This window comes from Mycolicibacterium doricum (assembly GCF_010728155.1).
Taxonomy (GTDB): domain Bacteria; phylum Actinomycetota; class Actinomycetes; order Mycobacteriales; family Mycobacteriaceae; genus Mycobacterium; species Mycobacterium doricum.
This window is the reverse complement of the sequence record NZ_AP022605.1, coordinates 911086-927351: the sequence shown is the minus strand read 5'-3', so window position 1 is coordinate 927351 and position 16266 is coordinate 911086. Positions and strand designations below refer to the sequence as shown.

Below are 16266 nucleotides of genomic sequence, written 5' to 3'. Positions count from 1 at the left end.
CCACTCCGATGCCCCGCGCCACGACGCCCCGCGCCACCCCGGAGCCGGCCAACAGTACGAATGCGACCGTCAGCCCCGTGATCGTCAGCCCGGTGATGACGACGAGGACCGTGTTGCCGAGCTGACCGTCATGGTCTGACCATGAGATCCTGCGCAGCCCCGGTCGCCGCAACTCCCGCAACGGCCACGATCGGGTCACCGAGCGGCGTCCAGCAGCTCCTCCAGCGACTCCGAGAGCAGACCGGGCAGGACGTCGACATCGCTCATCGCGTCGCGGTCGGCGTTGATGCCGAAGTACAACTCGCCGTTGTAGGACGTGACGCCGATGGCGAGCACCTGATTGTGCAGCAGCGGCGGCACGGCGTAAGTCTCCAGCAACTTGGTACCCGCGACGAACATCTGCTTCTGGGCACCCGGCACATTGGTGATCAGCAGGTTGAACTGCCGGGCGGGGAATGTGGTCGCCACACGAATTCCCATGGCATGCAACGTGGGTGGCGCGAACCCGGACAGGGTGACGATCGTGCGGGCGTCCACCAGGCTGGGCGCGGTCGGATGGCTTTCGGTGGCGTGGGCAATCTGCGACAGCCGCACCACCGCGTTGCCCTCCCCCACCGGCAGGTCGACCAGGAACGGCGACACCTGGCTGATCGCCTGCCCCGGACTCGACGAGTCGAGATCGGCATCGGGGTACACCGACATCGGCGCCATCGCCCGTACCGTGGCGGTCGGGGTGACCGGTTCCCCGCGGGAGAGCAGCCAGTTGCGCAAGGCACCGGCGACGACGGTGAGTACGACGTCGTTGATGTCGCAGTCGTAACGTGCCCGCACGCTGCGGTAGTCCTCGAGGCGGTGCCCGGCCACCGTGAACCGCCGGTTGCGGGACACGGTGGCGTTCAGGGGGCTGCTCGGCGCCGTCCCGCGGACCAACGTGCGGGCGATGTCGGCGACTCGGTGCCCGGCGGCGACCAGTTGATCGGCGTTTGCCAGGTGGGTCACCGTGGACCGGACGGCAGCGAGCTGCTCGGCGGGGCGGGTGATCCATTCGCCGACAGCACCGAGGAGCAGTGCCCGGCCGCTCGGCTCGCGCGCGGGGATCCAGATGTCCTCCCCGAAGCTCGGCGGTTTCTGGGTGCGGTCGGCGATCACGTGGCCGATCTCCAGCGCGGTCATCCCGTTGACCAGCGCCTGATGACTTTTGGTGTAGATGGCGACTCGGTTCTTCGCCAGACCCTCGACCAGGTACATCTCCCACAGCGGCCGAGACTTGTCGAGCGGCCGGGACCCGAGGCGGGCGACCAGGTCGTGCAGTTGGGCGTCGCAGCCCGGAGACGGCAGCGCCGAACGGCGGATGTGGTAGGTGATGTCGAACTCGCGGTCGTCGATCCACACCGGCCGCGCCAGGCCCATCGTCACCTCCCGGACCTTCTGCCGGTACCGAGGGATCTGGGGAAGCCGCTGCTCGACGGTGTGCAGCAGGGTCTCGTAGCTCAGCCCGCTACGCGGTCTGCGCAGGATCGAAAGGGTCCCGACGTACATCGGGGTCGAGGTGTTCTCCAACCGGAAGAACTCCGCATCCGACGCGGACAGCCGGGTGACCATCCGACGGATCCCCTTTCGCCGAATCCCGCGATATCCCCGTCACGGTAGCGGTTCCGCCTGTGCACCCACACAACGGGTGCTCACCACCTTCCGGAAACCGTGCGACCCACCTTCCGGGAACCGTGCGACGATGTCTTTGGTCTGTTCCTCCTCCAACAGACGGTCGTCGTGTCCCGCCGAGCCGAGCCTGGAGTGTGCCGTGACCCAGTCGTCGCCGCCATCACCCGCGGACGTAGAGCGTCCGTCGTTCACCTCGCCGGTGGTCGACTACGAACCCGCCCCCACCGACGTCGCGGCCCCGGCGTGTCCGGCGCCGTCACCGGCCGCCCTACACCGGCGCACCCCGCGCATGTTGCGCCCGGCCTCCCGGCCCGATGCCGACCCGGCGGCGCCGCGCGCGGCCGCCGTGTTCGCCGACGTGGCGCTGCGCCGGGTGCTCGAGGTCCTCGACCGCCGCCGGCCCTTCGGACACCTAAAGCCGCTGGTGGCCCCGCCGCTGCTCGACACCGTCGGCACGTTGTGCCGTGTGCGCCACGGGCACCCCGCCACCCTGCGCCGCGTTCGCTTACGCAGCGCGGGCCCGTTGGCGGCCGAGGTGTGCGCGACCTACACCCGCGGCCAGCGCGTTCGGGCGATCGCTGCCCGGGTGGAGGTCGTCGCTGAGGGCCGCTGGCAGCTGGTGGCGCTGCAGATCGGATGACTCAGCCGCGCCGGCGGGTGGGCTTCGCCGATCTGGCTTGCTTGCGGGCTGCTTCCCGACGCTCCCGGCGGGTGGTGCCGCTGGGCGCGGCGTGGCGGGGACCGCCGTTGGAACGCTGCACCTCCGCGGTGCCGTCCTCACCAGGGCCGACATAGGTCAGCGGCGGCACGTCATCGTTGTCGATCCCCTTGGCCCGCAACGCCGGAGCGGGAGTCTCGCGCTCCTTGGTCGCCACGCCGCCCTGACCGCTCTGCGCCTTGGCCTGGGCCGCCGCGGCCGCGAACTCCGACAGTCCGGGGGGCGCCGCCACGGGCGCCACCCGGTTCGACGGGGCGGCGGGCGCCGCCTCGACGGTGACGTTGAACAGGAAACCGACCGACTCCTCCTTGAGCGCCTCCAGCATGCCGACGAACATGTCGTAACCCTCGCGTTGGTACTCCACGAGCGGATCGCGCTGGGCCATGGCGCGCAGGCCGATGCCCTCCTTGAGGTAGTCCATCTCGTAGAGGTGCTCACGCCACTTGCGGTCGATGACGTTGAGGAGCACGTTGCGTTCGAGCTGCCGCATCGCTCCTTCACCGGCGAGTTCCTCGAGTTCTCGCTCCCGTTCGGCGTATGCCCGTTCGGCATCTTTGATCAGCAGGTCGAGCAGTTCCTCGCGGGTGAGCTCGCCGGCCTCGCCAACCGCGTCGGAGTCGACGAGGTCGTGGTAGTCGACACCGACCGGGTAGAGCTGCTTGAGCGCGGTCCACAGCTGCTCGAGGTCCCAGTCCTCGGAGTAACCCTCGGCGGTGGCGCCCTCGACGTATGCGGTTACGACGTCGACCAGCATCTTGTGGGCCTGCGCCGCGAGGTCCTCACCCTCCAGGATCCGGCGGCGCTCCTCGTAGATCACCTTGCGCTGCTGGTTCATCACCTCGTCGTACTTGAGGACGTTCTTGCGGATCTCGAAGTTCTGCTGCTCGACCTGGGTCTGCGCGCTCTTGATCGCGCGCGTCACCATCTTGGCCTCGATCGGCACGTCGTCGGGCAGATTCAGGCGGGTCAGCAGCGCTTCGAGGGTCGCGCCGTTGAACCGCCGCATGAGCTCGTCACCGAGCGACAGGTAGAACCGGGACTCGCCGGGATCACCCTGGCGGCCGGAGCGGCCGCGCAGCTGGTTGTCGATGCGGCGGGACTCGTGGCGTTCGGTGCCCAGCACGTAGAGCCCACCGACCGCGCGCACCTCCTCGGCTTCTTCACTGGCTTCGGCCTTGATCTGGTTGAGGGTCGACTCCCAGGCGGCTTCGTACGCCTCCGGGGTCTCCACCGGGTCGAGGCCCTGCTCGCGCAGGCGCTTGTCGGCGAGGAAGTCCACGTTGCCGCCGAGCACGATGTCGGTACCGCGACCGGCCATGTTGGTGGCGACGGTAACCGCACCGAGCCGGCCGGCCTCGGCGATGATGTTCGCCTCTTGCTCGTGGTACTTGGCGTTGAGGACGTTGTGCGGAATCTTGCGCTTGGTGAACTGCTTGGACAGATACTCCGAGCGTTCGACGCTGGTGGTGCCGATGAGGACCGGCTGGCCCTTCTCGTAGCGCTCTTGGACGTCGTCGACCACCGCGATGAACTTGGCCTCCTCGGTCTTGTAGATAAGGTCGGTGTTGTCCTGGCGGACCATCGGGCGGTTGGTGGGGATGGACACGACGCCGAGTTTGTAAATCTCGTGCAGTTCGGCCGCCTCGGTCTGGGCGGTACCGGTCATTCCGGCGAGTGTGTCGTAGAGACGGAAGTAGTTTTGCAACGTGATCGTGGCCAGCGTCTGGTTCTCAGCCTTGATCTCGACATGCTCCTTGGCCTCGATGGCCTGGTGCATACCCTCGTTGTAGCGCCGTCCGAGCAGCACGCGGCCGGTGAACTCGTCGACGATGAGGACCTCGCCGTTGCGGACGATGTAGTCCTTGTCGCGCTGGAACAGCTCCTTGGCCTTCAACGCGTTGTTGAGGTAGCTCACCAGGGGTGAGTTGGCGGCTTCGTAGAGGTTTTCGATGCCCAGCTGATCCTCGACGAACTCCACGCCGACCTCGTGCACGCCGACGGTGCGCTTGCGCAGGTCGACCTCGTAGTGCACATCCTTCTCCATCAGCGGCGCCAGGCGGGCGAACTCGCTGTACCAGTTCGACGCCGCGTCAGCCGGGCCGGAGATGATCAACGGCGTCCTGGCCTCGTCGATGAGGATCGAGTCGACCTCGTCGACGACGGCGAAGTTGTGGCCCCGCTGCACGCGGTCCTCGAGTTGGTGGGCCATGTTGTCGCGCAGGTAGTCGAAGCCGAACTCGTTGTTCGTGCCGTAGGTGATGTCGGCGTGATATGCCGCCCTGCGTTCATCAGGAGTCAAGCCCGAGAGGATGACACCGACGGACAGGCCGAGGAAGCGGTGGACGCGGCCCATCCACTCGCTGTCGCGTTTGGCCAGGTAATCGTTGACCGTGACGACGTGGACGCCCTTGCCGCTCAGCGCGTTGAGATACGCAGGCAGAACACAGGTCAGGGTCTTGCCCTCACCGGTCTTCATCTCGGCGACGTTGCCGAAGTGCAGCGCGGCACCGCCCATCACCTGGACGTCGAAGTGGCGCTGGCTCAGCACCCGCCAGGCGGCTTCGCGGGCCACCGCGAACGCCTCGGGTAGCAGGTCGTCGAGGTCTTCGCCGCCGTCGATGCGCTTACGGAACTCGTCGGTCTTGGCTCGCAATTCGGCGTCAGACAGCTTCTCGACGTCGTCGGACAAGGTATTGACGTAGTCAGCCACCTTCTTGAGGCGCTTGACCATGCGGCCTTCACCGAGACGGAGCAACTTATCGAGCACGCGTTTCCCCTGTGGGTTGAGGTATCAGACCTGTCCCATGGTAGAGGTCGCGTCCGGCAACGCCGTATTCCTGGCATGTCCGCCCGACGAACCTCGCGACGGCGCGGCGCCGCGGGGCTGTCGTCGGGCGGTCAAATCGGCCAGATTAAGCCAGCCGGATCAAGCCGGCCGGATCAAGCCAGCCGGATCAAGCCAGCCGGATCAAGCCGTAGTCGTAGGCGTGCCGGCGGTACACGACGGTGGCCTTGTCGGTCTCCTTGCAATGGAACAGGAAGAAGTCGTGGCCGACGAGTTCCATCTGCGACAGCGCATCGTCGACGGTCATCGGCGTTGCGGGATGTTCCTTGACGCGGACGATGCGCCCCGGTTCATGATCGTCCAACATGATGCCGTCGGGCAGACCGGCGTCGTCGGCGGGTGCCGGCGTCTCCTCCTCGATCGCCGCCGTCGCGGCGGTCGCCTCGGCCAGCGACACCGGACGCTTGTCCCCGTAGTGGATCTTGCGGCGGTCCTTGCTTCGGCGCAGCCGGTTCTCGAGTTTGCTCACCGCCGCCTCGAAGGCCGCGTAGAAACTGTCTGCACACGCCTCGCCCCGGACCACGGGACCACGTCCGCGCGCGGTGATCTCCACGTGCTGACAGTTCTTGCGCTGGCGGCGGTTCTTCTCGTGTTCCAGTTCGACGTCGAAGAGGTAGATGCTGCGGTCGAACCGCTCCAGCCGGGTGAGTTTCTCGGTGACGTAGGTTCGGAAGTGATCGGGTATCTCGACGTTGCGGCCCTTGACGACGACCTCGGCGTTCGACGCCTCAGCGGGAGCGTCGTGCTCGATCACCATCGTGCGGTCAGTTTCGACGGAATACGTTGACATACTTGGCAACTCGTTTCTCTTTCGCGTCACACGCAAGGTGCGTGCCGGGGGTGGTCACGAAACGCGCCGGCAGAGTTGCATACGTGAGAAATCTGCCGCAGCCCACCGGCGCAAGGTGTCGACTCTCACCTCCTACCGTTGTGGGGCGAAGTGGCGCGTCATTCTGAGCGCCGGCCGTGAATTCACGGATGGTTAAGGCTGACGGTAGTCGTTGTTCACCCGGTCGGCCAGTGGTTCCCGAGACTGTTTCCTGTTCTTCACAGCGCTTCGACCCCGCGGCGACGCGGCGGCCCGTCGATCAGGCGTTGGCGAGGGTGAGGACGGCCAGCACCGCGGCCCCGGCGGTTTGCAAGACACGCACCGATTCCGTGGCAGTGGCGCCGGTGGTGATGATGTCGTCGAAGAGCACGACAGGCCCGTAGACCGGCCGGACGAGCCGCACCCGGTTGGCCACATTGCGCTGCCGATCCGGTACCGAGAGGCCCACCGAATCCCGGGCGAAGGCCCTCGACCGCAGCGCCTGCACGACGTCGGGCCAGGCGGCGCGCGCCATCCCGGTCACCGGGTCACCTCCCCGACGGCGGGCCGCGATCCGGCGGGTGGGTGCGGGGACCAGGGTGACGGACCGATCGAGGATGCCCCAGGTCTCCAGGTGCGCGATCCCCTCCCCCAAGGCGCGGGCCAGTGGGGCGATCAGATCCGTGCGGCCGCGTTCCTTGAGGCCGAGAATCGCGCGTCGACGCGGTCCGGCGTAGCGGCCGAGCGAGAACACGGGAACCCCGGGATCGAGCCGCGGGCTGGCCAGATGTGGTTGGTCAGCCCTGACCGTCAGCGCCGCGGCACACTGCTCACACCACCGTGTCGACGGCAGACCGCAGCCGCCGCATTCGAGCGGGAGGACGAGGTCGAGCATTCCCGTAGTGTCGGCGCAGGCTGTGACAGTCGCCATCCCGCAACCCGGTGCGCCGATCCGGGAGGGTTGGATGAAACCATGACCCACCGACTGTTCGTCGATGCGTTCCGAGGACGGGCGCATCCCGGGGGTCACCTCGACGCTGCGCCTCTGAGGGTGGTCAGCCCGGGAGCACCGGAACCGTACCGGGGACCATGAGCGGACCGACCTCGGTCCAGGTGAGGTCCCCCTCGGCGGTCGAGGGCGACAACTGGACCACTCCACGCGCGTCGGCTACGTACACCGTCGACGGGTTGGCCGCGACCGTGGTCACCGGCATGGCGAGGTTGCGGCTTGGCCCGTCAGAGTTCACACCGTCGAGGTTCACGTAGGACACCGGATGCTGCGGATCGCTGCGGCTGACCACGATGTCGTCGCCGGTGCGCCAGGACAGCGACACCACCGTCTCGCCCAGCCCGAAGCCGAGGCGCCGCGGGTAGGTCAGGGCGTACTGCCCGCTCTGCGTCTGCTCCACCGATGCGAGGATGACCTGCCCCGCGATCACCATGGCCGCCCGCGTTCCGTCGCGGGACAGCTGCAGTTCGGTGATCGTACCGGGGAACTTCAGCGCCACGGGTCCGGCGTCGACCGGGATCCGCGCCGGCTGACCGGACGCGTCCTGGATCACCCGCACGACGTTGGCTCCGTCGACCACCACCCACACGGCGTCGTCGAGCGACCAGCTCGGCCGTGACAGACTCCTGCCCTCCAGTGCCTGGCCCGCTCGCCCGCCGAGCGGCCCGATCCACAGTGTCGATTGCATGTCGGGGGCGCCAGACCGCAGCACGACCACCGAGGCCGCGTCCTGACCGCTGCGCGACAACGCCGCGGACGCCTGATTGGGCGCCTGCCCGAACGATCCGGGCACCAGCGGGGCCCGCTGGCCATCCAACGACACCAGCGAACCACCCACCAAAGCGTGCAGCCCGGCCGCGGCGCCCGCGAACGCTCCCGGATCGGTGGCCGCGACGTCGGAGGTCTCCCAACCGTCGGTGAAGCGGTCGTCGAGCGGCGCGCCGTCGGCGTTGATCACATACGGCCCGTTGATGCCCGCCCGATCGAGGGTCCAGATGATCTGGGCAGCAAGCAGTTGCCTGCTGTGCGGATCGGTCGTCGAGAGGTTCTCCAGGTCGATGCGGGCGCCGCCGTACCCGCGTCCCACGCCGGTCTTTCCGCCGTCGGCGCGGGTGACCGGTCCGCGCAACGCCAACGGCGAGCCCAGCAGATTGCGGACGGTGTTGGCCATCTCAGGTCGTGGACCGGAGATCAGTTTGGAGACCAGTTCGGTGGCCAACTGGTCGGTGTCCGACACCGCCACATAGCGCGGGTCGGGGACGACGGTGGTGCCGGTCGGGTCCACGAAATAGAGCGTGTTGCGTTTGTAGGTGGACTGGAACTGCTGCCAGTCGAGAAAGACACCGTTGGGCAACCTGTCGATGCGCCACCCGTCCGGGGTCTTCGCCAGCTCGATCGGGCCGGGGTCCGGCAACGCACCCTCACCGGTCTCGAACACGCCCATATCCGACAGCGACCCGAGGAGGTCGGCGCGCATCGTCACCGAGACGCGTTCGGGCTCGCGGGTCTCGACGAACACCACCCGGTCGATCAGCAGGGCGCTGCCGGCGTCGTCCCAAGATTGCGACGCCGAATCCGTGAGGAACTGGCGCGCCGCCAGGTGTCGATTCGCTGGATCGGCGGTGGCTTTGAGGAATTCGCGCAGCAGCACGTCCGGATCCATGCCCGGCGTCGGTTCGGGCAGGCTCGGCGGTGCAGGACGGTCGACGGTCCCGATCGCCTGGGGGGCCGAGGAGTTCGGCACTCCCGCGCATCCCGAAGCGGCCACTACGAGCACCAGCAGCCACACCACCGCCCACAGGCGGTTCATACCGTCTCCCCTGCCGGTTGGCGCTCACGCCCAGCGTGGCGCGCGTTTCGGTCGGGATGAACCGGTTTGAGCGGCAACGGACTCGTCGTCACCTTGTGACCGCGGACCAGCGGCAGCGTCAGCCGGAAGCAGGCCCCGTTGCCGGGCTCCCCCCATGCCTCGAGGCGGCCTTGATGCAGCCGGGCGTCCTCGATGCTGATCGCCAACCCGAGTCCCGTTCCGCCGGAACGGCGTACCCGGGACGGATCTGACCGCCAGAACCGACTGAACACCAACTTCTCCTCCCCAGGCCGTAACCCGACACCGTGGTCGCGCACCGTCACAGCAACGGTGTCCTCGTCGGCGGCCATCCGGATCCGCACCGGCTTGTGTTCGGCGTGGTCGATCGCGTTGGCGATGAGGTTGCGCAGGATGCGTTCGACTCGCCGGGGATCCACCTCGGCGATGACCTCCTCGGCGGGCTGGTCGACGATCAACTCGATCTCGGCTTCCTGGGCGAGGTGGCCGACGTTGTCTAGCGCGCTTCGCACCGTGCTGCGCAGGTCCACCGACTCGACCGACAGTTCGGCGACCCCGGCGTCGTGGCGGGAGATCTCCAGCAGATCGCTGAGCAGCGTCTCGAACCGGTCGAGCTCGCTGACCATCAGCTCGGTGGACCGCCGCAGGGCGGGCGCGAGGTCGTCGCTGTGGTCGTGGATCAGGTCGGCGGCCATACGCACCGTGGTCAACGGCGTCCGCAGTTCATGGGAGACGTCGGAGGTGAAGCGGCGCTGCAGATTACCGAACTCCTCGAGCTGGGTGATCTGGCGTTGCAGGCTCTCGGCCATGTCGTTGAACGACACTGCCAGGCGGGCCATGTCGTCCTCGCCGCGTACCGGCATGCGTTCGGACAGGTGGCCCTCGGCGAATCGCTCGGCGATCCGCGACGCCGACCGCACCGGCAGCACGATCTGCCGCGCGACCAGCAGTGCGATCGCGGCCAGCAAGCCAAGCAGGACGACGCCGCCGGTAGCCATCGTCCCGCGCACCAGCGTGATCGTCGACTCTTCGTTGTTCAACGGAAAGATCAGGTAGAGCTCGAGGTTGGTCACCTCCGACGACGTGGGGCTGCCGACGATCAGTGCCGGGCCGGAGAAGCCGTCGGCCTGCACGGTGGAGTACTGGTAGCTCACCTGTCCGGCTTTGACGAAGTCGCGTAATGCCTCCGGGATTTGGCTGACCGGTCCGGCCGCGGTCGCCGCACGGGGGCCGTCGCCGGGAACGACGAGCACCGCGTCATACGCGCCGGCCAGTCCGCTCCCCGCGTCGGCCTTGCGGTCGATCAGCGTGTTCCTCGCCAACTGCAGGCTGCTGTCGAGGGAGCGCGATTCCTCGCCACCCACGATGTCGCCCACGGTGTTGCGGGCTTGTTCGATCTGCTCGGTGGCGGCTCTGACCTTGACCTCGAGGATGCGGTCGGTGATCTGACTGGTCAGCACGAAACCGAGCGCCATGATCACGGCGAGCGAGAGCCCCAGCGTCAGGCTGACCACCCGCAACTGCAGCGAGCGGCGCCACACCAGGACCAGGGCCCGCCCGAGTGCCCCGAGGCCGCGGATCAGGGGTCCCGACCGCCAGAAGCCGCCCCGGATGCGGCGTCTCGCTCCCCAGATCACGGCCGTCGCCGAGCGGTGAACATCACGGGGGTCCGGCCTTGTATCCCACTCCTCGAACGGTCAACACCACCTGGGGGTTCTCCGGGTCTTTCTCGACTTTGGCCCGCAACCGCTGGACATGCACGTTCACCAAACGGGTGTCAGCGGGGTGACGGTATCCCCACACCTGTTCGAGCAGCACATCACGAGTAAACACCTGGCGTGGTTTGCGTGCCAGCGCCACCAGCAGGTCGAACTCCAGCGGGGTCAGCGAAATCTGCTCGCCCTGCCGGGTCACCTTGTGCGCGGGTACGTCGATTTCCACGTCGCCGATCGACAGCAACTCCGCCGGCTCGTCCTCGTTGCGGCGCAACCGCGCCCGCACGCGGGCCACCAATTCCTTCGGTTTGAAGGGTTTCATCACGTAGTCGTCGGCCCCGGATTCCAGTCCCAGGACGACGTCGACGGTGTCGGTCTTCGCGGTGAGCATGACGATCGGCACACCGGAATCCGCGCGCAGCACGCGGCATACGTCGATGCCGTTCATGCCGGGCAGCATCAAATCCAGCAACACCAGATCCGGGCGGAGTTCGCGTACGGCGCCGAGCGCCTGGGTGCCGTCGCCGACGACGGCGGTGTCGAATCCTTCCCCGCGCAGCACGATCGTCAGCATCTCGGCCAGCGAGGGATCGTCGTCGACGACCAGAATCCTTTGCCTCATGGTGTCCATGGTGTCACCAGATCGCGGTAAAACCCGGCTACCACGCAGGGCGTTTCTCCTGTCGCCGCTCAGCCGGTGAGCTCCGCGGTCAGCGCCAGGGCGTCGACGTCGGCACCCGTGACGATCCAGCGGCCGCACCAGTCAACCGCGGCGAGCTCGCGATAGACCTCGCCGGTGCGCCGCTGCAGAGCGTCGTCGCGCTCGTAGGCGTCGCGTGTCCGGTCGGATTCCTGGGCCTCACGGCGTCCGGCACGCTCGGCGGCGAGCTCCGTCGGCACGTCGAGGAAAATCTGCCAGTCGGCGCGCGGCAACCTCAACCGGTCGTACTCGAGAGCGCACACCCACTCGACCACCTCCCCATCACTTCGCTGGTGCAGGCGTGCGGCGCTGTAGGCGGCATTGGAGGCGACGTAACGGTCGAGGATCGCCACGTCGTAGGCCGCGGTCAGGTGGTCGATCTCGTCGCGGGCGTCGGCACGGTCCAGCGCGAACAGCACCGCCATCGCGTATACCGATTCCGCGAGGTCACCGTGGCCGCCATGCAGGGCCTCTGCCGCCAGGTCGGCGGTCACCGAGCGGTGGTAGCGCGGAAAGGCGAGCGTCGCCACCGAACGACCGGTCCCCTCGAACGCCGACCGAATGCCATTGGTCAGTGTCCGCTTGCCGGCGCCGTCGACACCCTCGATCGCGATGAGCACACGGCGAGCCTAACCATGTGCGACCGCCGGTTCCGGCGCAGGGACAAACTGGTGCGACCGACCCGCCGCGAGCCCGGTTACGCTCTACTCAGCTTGCCGGGAGTTTGCTGTCGACGGAGCTGTGTCCGTCGCCGCCGGGCATCCCGTCTCGTCACCGCATCGTCGCGGGATCCGTCATGCGTCGAGTCAACCGCCTACTGACTGGAGGTTCGCCGAGTGGGGCAATCGGTCGAAGTCGTCGCATCCGAGCTGAATTCGGCAGCGGCGCGTCTGGCGGAAGCCGGGCAGCGCCTGCAGGACGGGTTGTCCGGGGTGGACCTGGAGGTCGGGCAGTTGCTCGGTTCCGGGTGGACGGGCGGCGCGGCGTCGGCCTTCGGGACGGAATGGGACAAGTGGCACTCCGGGGCCGGGCAGGTCGTGCGTGGCCTGCAGACGATGTCGCAGTGGCTCACGGTGGCGGGCAAGGAGTACGCCAAGACCGACGAGCAGGCCGCCGGAGCACTCGGTTCTTCCATGCAGCCTTCGGGCACGGGCACGCCCGCTGGGGGCGGCGGCAGCACCGGACGCACGGGCTCCGCCTGGCAGAGCACCGGCGGTCACAGCGGTGTCGCCGAGCTGGCCCAGCAGATGAACCTGGAGGAGCCGACCGGCGCCGCTCAGCCTTCGATGGCTGCGATGTCGCCACTCGGCCAGGCCCTTCCGGCGGTCGCTCAGGCGGTGCAGGGAGCAGCGGGACAGTCCACGCAGGCGGCCGGAGGTTTGGCCCAACAGGCCGCCGCCCTCGCCCAACAGATCGTCCAGCTGGCACAGCAGGCCGACGATGAGACGGACGGTGAGCAGCCCGCTGATTCGGCCCAACCCGCCGATCCGGCAAGGCCCACCGCGCCCGTCGAGCCGACAAAGCAGGCGCCCGAGGGAGCGAGCGTCCCGGGAGGGCAGCCGCGATGACGCCGTTGGTGGTGAGCTTCTCGCAGATGCAGTCGGCGATCGACCACATGCGCAAGTTCGAACGCGACGTCGCCGAGTGTCTGGAGGAGGCCGACCGGACGATGGCCGCGTTGCACGCGACCTGGCACGGCGAGGCCTCGGATGCGCAGGCGCAGGCTCAGCAGCAGTGGGAGGACGGTGCAGAGCAGATGAAGAAGTCGCTGGCGCAGCTGCAGAAGATCGCCGATATGGCGCGCCAGAACTACGCCGACGCGGTGGAGAAGAACGGCCGGATGTGGGAGCAGTAGGCGCGGGCACCCGAATCGAGGTCGAACCGGACGCGTTGGTCGGTGCGGGCAAGCACCTGGGTTCTTTCGGAACGCAACTCGGCATGCTGTCCGACGCGCTGGGATCTGTGGTGTCGGGCGGCATCGCCTCGGGCACCGACCCGGCAGGGTTGGACTTCGGGTTGAAATACGGCGACCAGGCGCAGGAGTTCGCGACCGGTCTGGCCGATGCGGCGAACGCCTTCAAGTCCGTGGGCTTCATGCTCGAGGGGACCGGTCACAACTACAAGAACGCCGACGCGGCGTCGACTGTCGGCGGATCGGGGCTGACGGGCGGTGTCGGCAGCCCGCCGGGTGAGACCCAGGCCGCCGATGCCGCCACCGGACCGGACTCGAACACGGTGTCCCCGCCGTCCAAATGGCATCTGATCGTGCCCTTCCTGAATGTGATCCCCGGCGGCATGTTCGCCGGTGCAGCCTTGACGTGGCCGTCGGGGAACTCAGGCATGATGCGGCTCACCGCCGCGCAATGGCGCAACCTCGGTCAGGGGCTGTCGATCTTCGACGACGCCGTCGCGCCGGTGAAAGCCCTGGTGGCTGCCCAACAGATCCAAGAAGGCGGCAAGATCGACGAAGTCCTCGGCACGTTGAGCCAGGCTGTGTCGGGCCTGTCGACCAACGCTTCGGCGCTTGCACAGTTGATCGACGATTTCGCCGGCGGGGTGCAGGAAACCCAGGACGCCATCCGCCGACTGCTGGACCGGATCTCCTTGGACGGCGCATGGGACATGGTGAAGGGCATCTTCACCGGCGAAGCCGACGACATCCTGCGCGAGGTCGCCCGTGACGTCGGCACCGTGCTGGAAAACTTCCAGCAGCAGGTGAAAGGTGTCGTCGGCTTGCTGGGGGAACTCACCTCCGCTCTCGGCGACGCGGTGACGGCGCTGCAGAACTGGGTGCGGCCCCGCTTGGAGGAGCTTCTCGGCGACGACGTGGGCGGAGCGCTGGCCAACGCGTTCACGATGTACACCGATTTTCAGGTCGGTCTGACGACGGGATTGATCAACACCGTGGCGGGCACCGTCGCGATGGCCGATCCCGACACCTGGAAGGGCATGGCCGAAACGGTGATGTCCGTGGCCGAGGACCCGTCGAAGTTGCCGGGCGTCCTGGCCGACATGGGTGCGGAGTTCGTCGCGCTGGACAAGTGGTCCAGCGACCACCCGGGCCGGGCCGCCGGTGAAGCCGCATTCAACATCGGGTCGTTGTTCGTTCCCGGTGGCGCACTGTCGAAGACCGGGACGTTGGCCAAGGGGCTCAGCGCTACGCGCGGCCTTCTGCACAACGGTCGCATCCCCGGGTTGCGTGGGCTCGGTTCGGGCTCCGGCACACCAGGGGTGGACGTCGCGCCCGACCTCGACAGCGTCGGCGCGGGGCTTCCGGGCCCGCCCGCCCGGCCTCCGGCCATCCCTGAATCGCTGCTGAACCCGACGTCACCCAACGGCGGCGACGGTCCGCCGCCTGGCCCGCCGGCAACCCCCACCGGGCCCACCGAATCCGGACCGGGACGCGCGGATGGGCCGCCGCCGCAGTCGCCGGCCACGCCGGGGCCGGGTTCGGTTGACACGCCGAGTGATGCGCCGAGCACTCCGAGCCCGAGTGATCCGTGGGCGCCGACCTATGCGCCCGCTGCGGCGGGTGATCAGGCACCGCCCGCCGCTCAGCACTCGCCGGGGGCGTCGAGCCCGGCGGGTTCGGGGGATGTCCCTTCCGGGCCGAGTCACGCGCCGAGCACCTCCGATGCGCGTACGCAGGAGAGCAACCAGATTCCTGAGGGCACCACACATTTTGATGGCGGTACGGCCCCGTCGCCGGGCGGACACGCCGGTGATGCGCCCGGTCACGGCTCGTCGAACACCACCGAGTCCAACGCACATTCGGATGCGCGTCCGCCCGCCGCGCATTCCCCGGCGGCGGAGAACCACGGCACACATGAGCGCACGACCGACACGACTCGTCCTGCGCAACAGCCGTATACATCGAGTGACGGCAACCCGGTCCGTCAAGAATCCGGCAATGGCAGCGCACCGCCCGAACGGATGGCCGGGATAGCGCCGATGGTGCCGCACGCTCCGGGGGCGACGCACAGCCCAGGCGTGACCCATAGTGCTGACGCGCCCGCTCGGACACCTGAGGGACGGACGCCTGAACCTAGAGCAGCACAAGCGATGTCGCCGGAAAACTCTCGGCCGCAGTCACCTTCTGCAAGTGGGCCGACGGCAGAGAATGCACCGACACGGAAGCCCTTCGACGCAAATGAAGGCAATACTCCCAGCGCCGATGGCAATGAAGCCGACCCAGCCACGTGGGCCAGCACGAAGCCACCTAGTTCGGGACCCGATGGAGCGGCTTCATCGCCTACGGGTGGGCCTGATAGCGCACTCGGGCACGGGCACAGCTCCGGACACGGCAGCGACGTTGGAGGGTTCGGGTCACGCCACAATGGTGTGGGCGGTAACGAACCGATCGAGACTGGGACTCACCGGTCCGCTGACACACAGTCCCCTCCCGGCACCGCTGATCAACCGACCAGCACTATTGAGAACTCCGTCGAGTCGGGGCCAACGGGGGATTCTCATGCGCGAAACGAACTACCCGAACTGACCGACGAGAAGCGTGCCGAGTTGCTGGCGATGGAGAAGGGTACGAGACCCGATCCATCAGAGTATCTCTCCCCCGAGTACATTCACGATCACCTTGAGAAGTTCCGAGAAGGCGCGACCCGCTTCATGCCCGAGACCAACTTCGAGAAGTATGGACTGGCACAGCGGGACGGAACTTCATTCGTCATGGCCAAGAGCGAGGTTGACGCGATGCTGGTGGCAACCAAGGACGATCCAAGAGCGATGGAACGAGTACTTGGCTGGCCGGAAGGCTTCCTGAGCCAACACAAGCTACTTCGCATCGACATCCCAGACCCATACGACCACAACTTGCGCATACCATCTGGCAACGAGGCAGGCGCAAATGACCTTTGGCTCCCAGAAGGCCAACTCCCAGACGGCAACTCGGAGGCGGTAATTGACGGTGACCGCATCACGCCCGACGATTACACCATCACCGAGATCACTGAGTAGACGGACGAAC

General features: G+C 67.6%; 12 protein-coding genes. 4 read left to right on the top strand and 8 right to left on the bottom strand.

What is annotated here, in order from left to right; all coding sequences use genetic code 11:
• Positions 1-195: 195 nt before the first annotated feature.
• Complete coding sequence (locus G6N07_RS04650; RefSeq protein WP_085190105.1) at positions 196-1602, bottom strand: WS/DGAT/MGAT family O-acyltransferase; 1407 nt, start codon at positions 1600-1602, stop codon at positions 196-198.
• Between the two features lie 199 nt (positions 1603-1801).
• On the opposite strand from G6N07_RS04650, the gene G6N07_RS04645 reads away from it, so the two are divergent.
• Entirely contained in the window at positions 1802-2302 is a 501-nt protein-coding gene (locus G6N07_RS04645; RefSeq protein WP_085190107.1) for an Rv3235 family protein, read from the top strand.
• Position 2303: 1 nt separating this feature from the next.
• Here G6N07_RS04645 and secA read toward each other — a convergent pair whose 3' ends face one another.
• The 7 genes from secA to G6N07_RS04610 all read right to left on the bottom strand — a co-directional run bounded on the left by secA (position 2304) and on the right by G6N07_RS04610 (position 11905).
• The gene (secA, locus tag G6N07_RS04640) at positions 2304-5147 is read right to left on the bottom strand and encodes a preprotein translocase subunit SecA (RefSeq protein WP_085190109.1); all 2844 of its coding nucleotides are present in this window, start codon (positions 5145-5147) and stop codon (positions 2304-2306) included.
• A 187-nt stretch (positions 5148-5334) separates the two neighbouring features.
• Positions 5335-6015, bottom strand: a complete 681-nt coding sequence (gene hpf, locus G6N07_RS04635; protein WP_085190111.1) for a ribosome hibernation-promoting factor, HPF/YfiA family — start codon at positions 6013-6015, stop codon at positions 5335-5337.
• Between the two features lie 298 nt (positions 6016-6313).
• Positions 6314-6928: a ComF family protein gene (locus G6N07_RS04630; RefSeq protein WP_085190302.1), complete on the bottom strand. Its 615-nt coding sequence runs from the start codon at positions 6926-6928 to the stop codon at positions 6314-6316.
• 160 nt (positions 6929-7088) lie between these two features.
• The gene (lpqB, locus tag G6N07_RS04625; protein WP_085190113.1) at positions 7089-8852 is read right to left on the bottom strand and encodes an MtrAB system accessory lipoprotein LpqB; all 1764 of its coding nucleotides are present in this window, start codon (positions 8850-8852) and stop codon (positions 7089-7091) included.
• Positions 8849-10507 carry an MtrAB system histidine kinase MtrB gene (gene mtrB, locus G6N07_RS04620; RefSeq protein WP_085190115.1) on the bottom strand — a complete coding sequence of 553 codons (1659 nt, stop codon included), beginning with the start codon at positions 10505-10507 and terminating at the stop codon, positions 8849-8851. The genes lpqB and mtrB overlap by 4 nt, the downstream gene beginning before the upstream one ends.
• A 22-nt stretch (positions 10508-10529) precedes the next feature.
• Complete coding sequence (gene mtrA, locus G6N07_RS04615; RefSeq protein ID WP_085190117.1) at positions 10530-11216, bottom strand: two-component system response regulator MtrA; 687 nt, start codon at positions 11214-11216, stop codon at positions 10530-10532.
• Positions 11217-11275: 59 nt separating this feature from the next.
• The gene (locus G6N07_RS04610; protein WP_085190119.1) at positions 11276-11905 is read right to left on the bottom strand and encodes a dTMP kinase; all 630 of its coding nucleotides are present in this window, start codon (positions 11903-11905) and stop codon (positions 11276-11278) included.
• Positions 11906-12121: 216 nt separating this feature from the next.
• Between G6N07_RS04610 and G6N07_RS04605 the strand changes: the two genes are divergently transcribed.
• The 3 genes from G6N07_RS04605 to G6N07_RS04595 are packed head-to-tail and all read left to right on the top strand — an operon-like array spanning position 12122 to position 16256.
• Complete coding sequence (locus tag G6N07_RS04605) at positions 12122-12853, top strand: WXG100 family type VII secretion target (protein ID WP_085190121.1); 732 nt, start codon at positions 12122-12124, stop codon at positions 12851-12853.
• Positions 12850-13140, top strand: coding sequence for a WXG100 family type VII secretion target (locus G6N07_RS04600; RefSeq protein ID WP_085190123.1), 291 nt, complete (start codon positions 12850-12852; stop codon positions 13138-13140). The genes G6N07_RS04605 and G6N07_RS04600 overlap by 4 nt, the downstream gene beginning before the upstream one ends.
• Positions 13128-16256, top strand: coding sequence for a phage tail family protein (locus G6N07_RS04595; RefSeq protein WP_235849687.1), 3129 nt, complete (start codon positions 13128-13130; stop codon positions 16254-16256). Before G6N07_RS04600 ends, G6N07_RS04595 begins: the two co-directional genes overlap by 13 nt.
• The last annotated feature ends 10 nt before the right edge of the window (positions 16257-16266 follow it).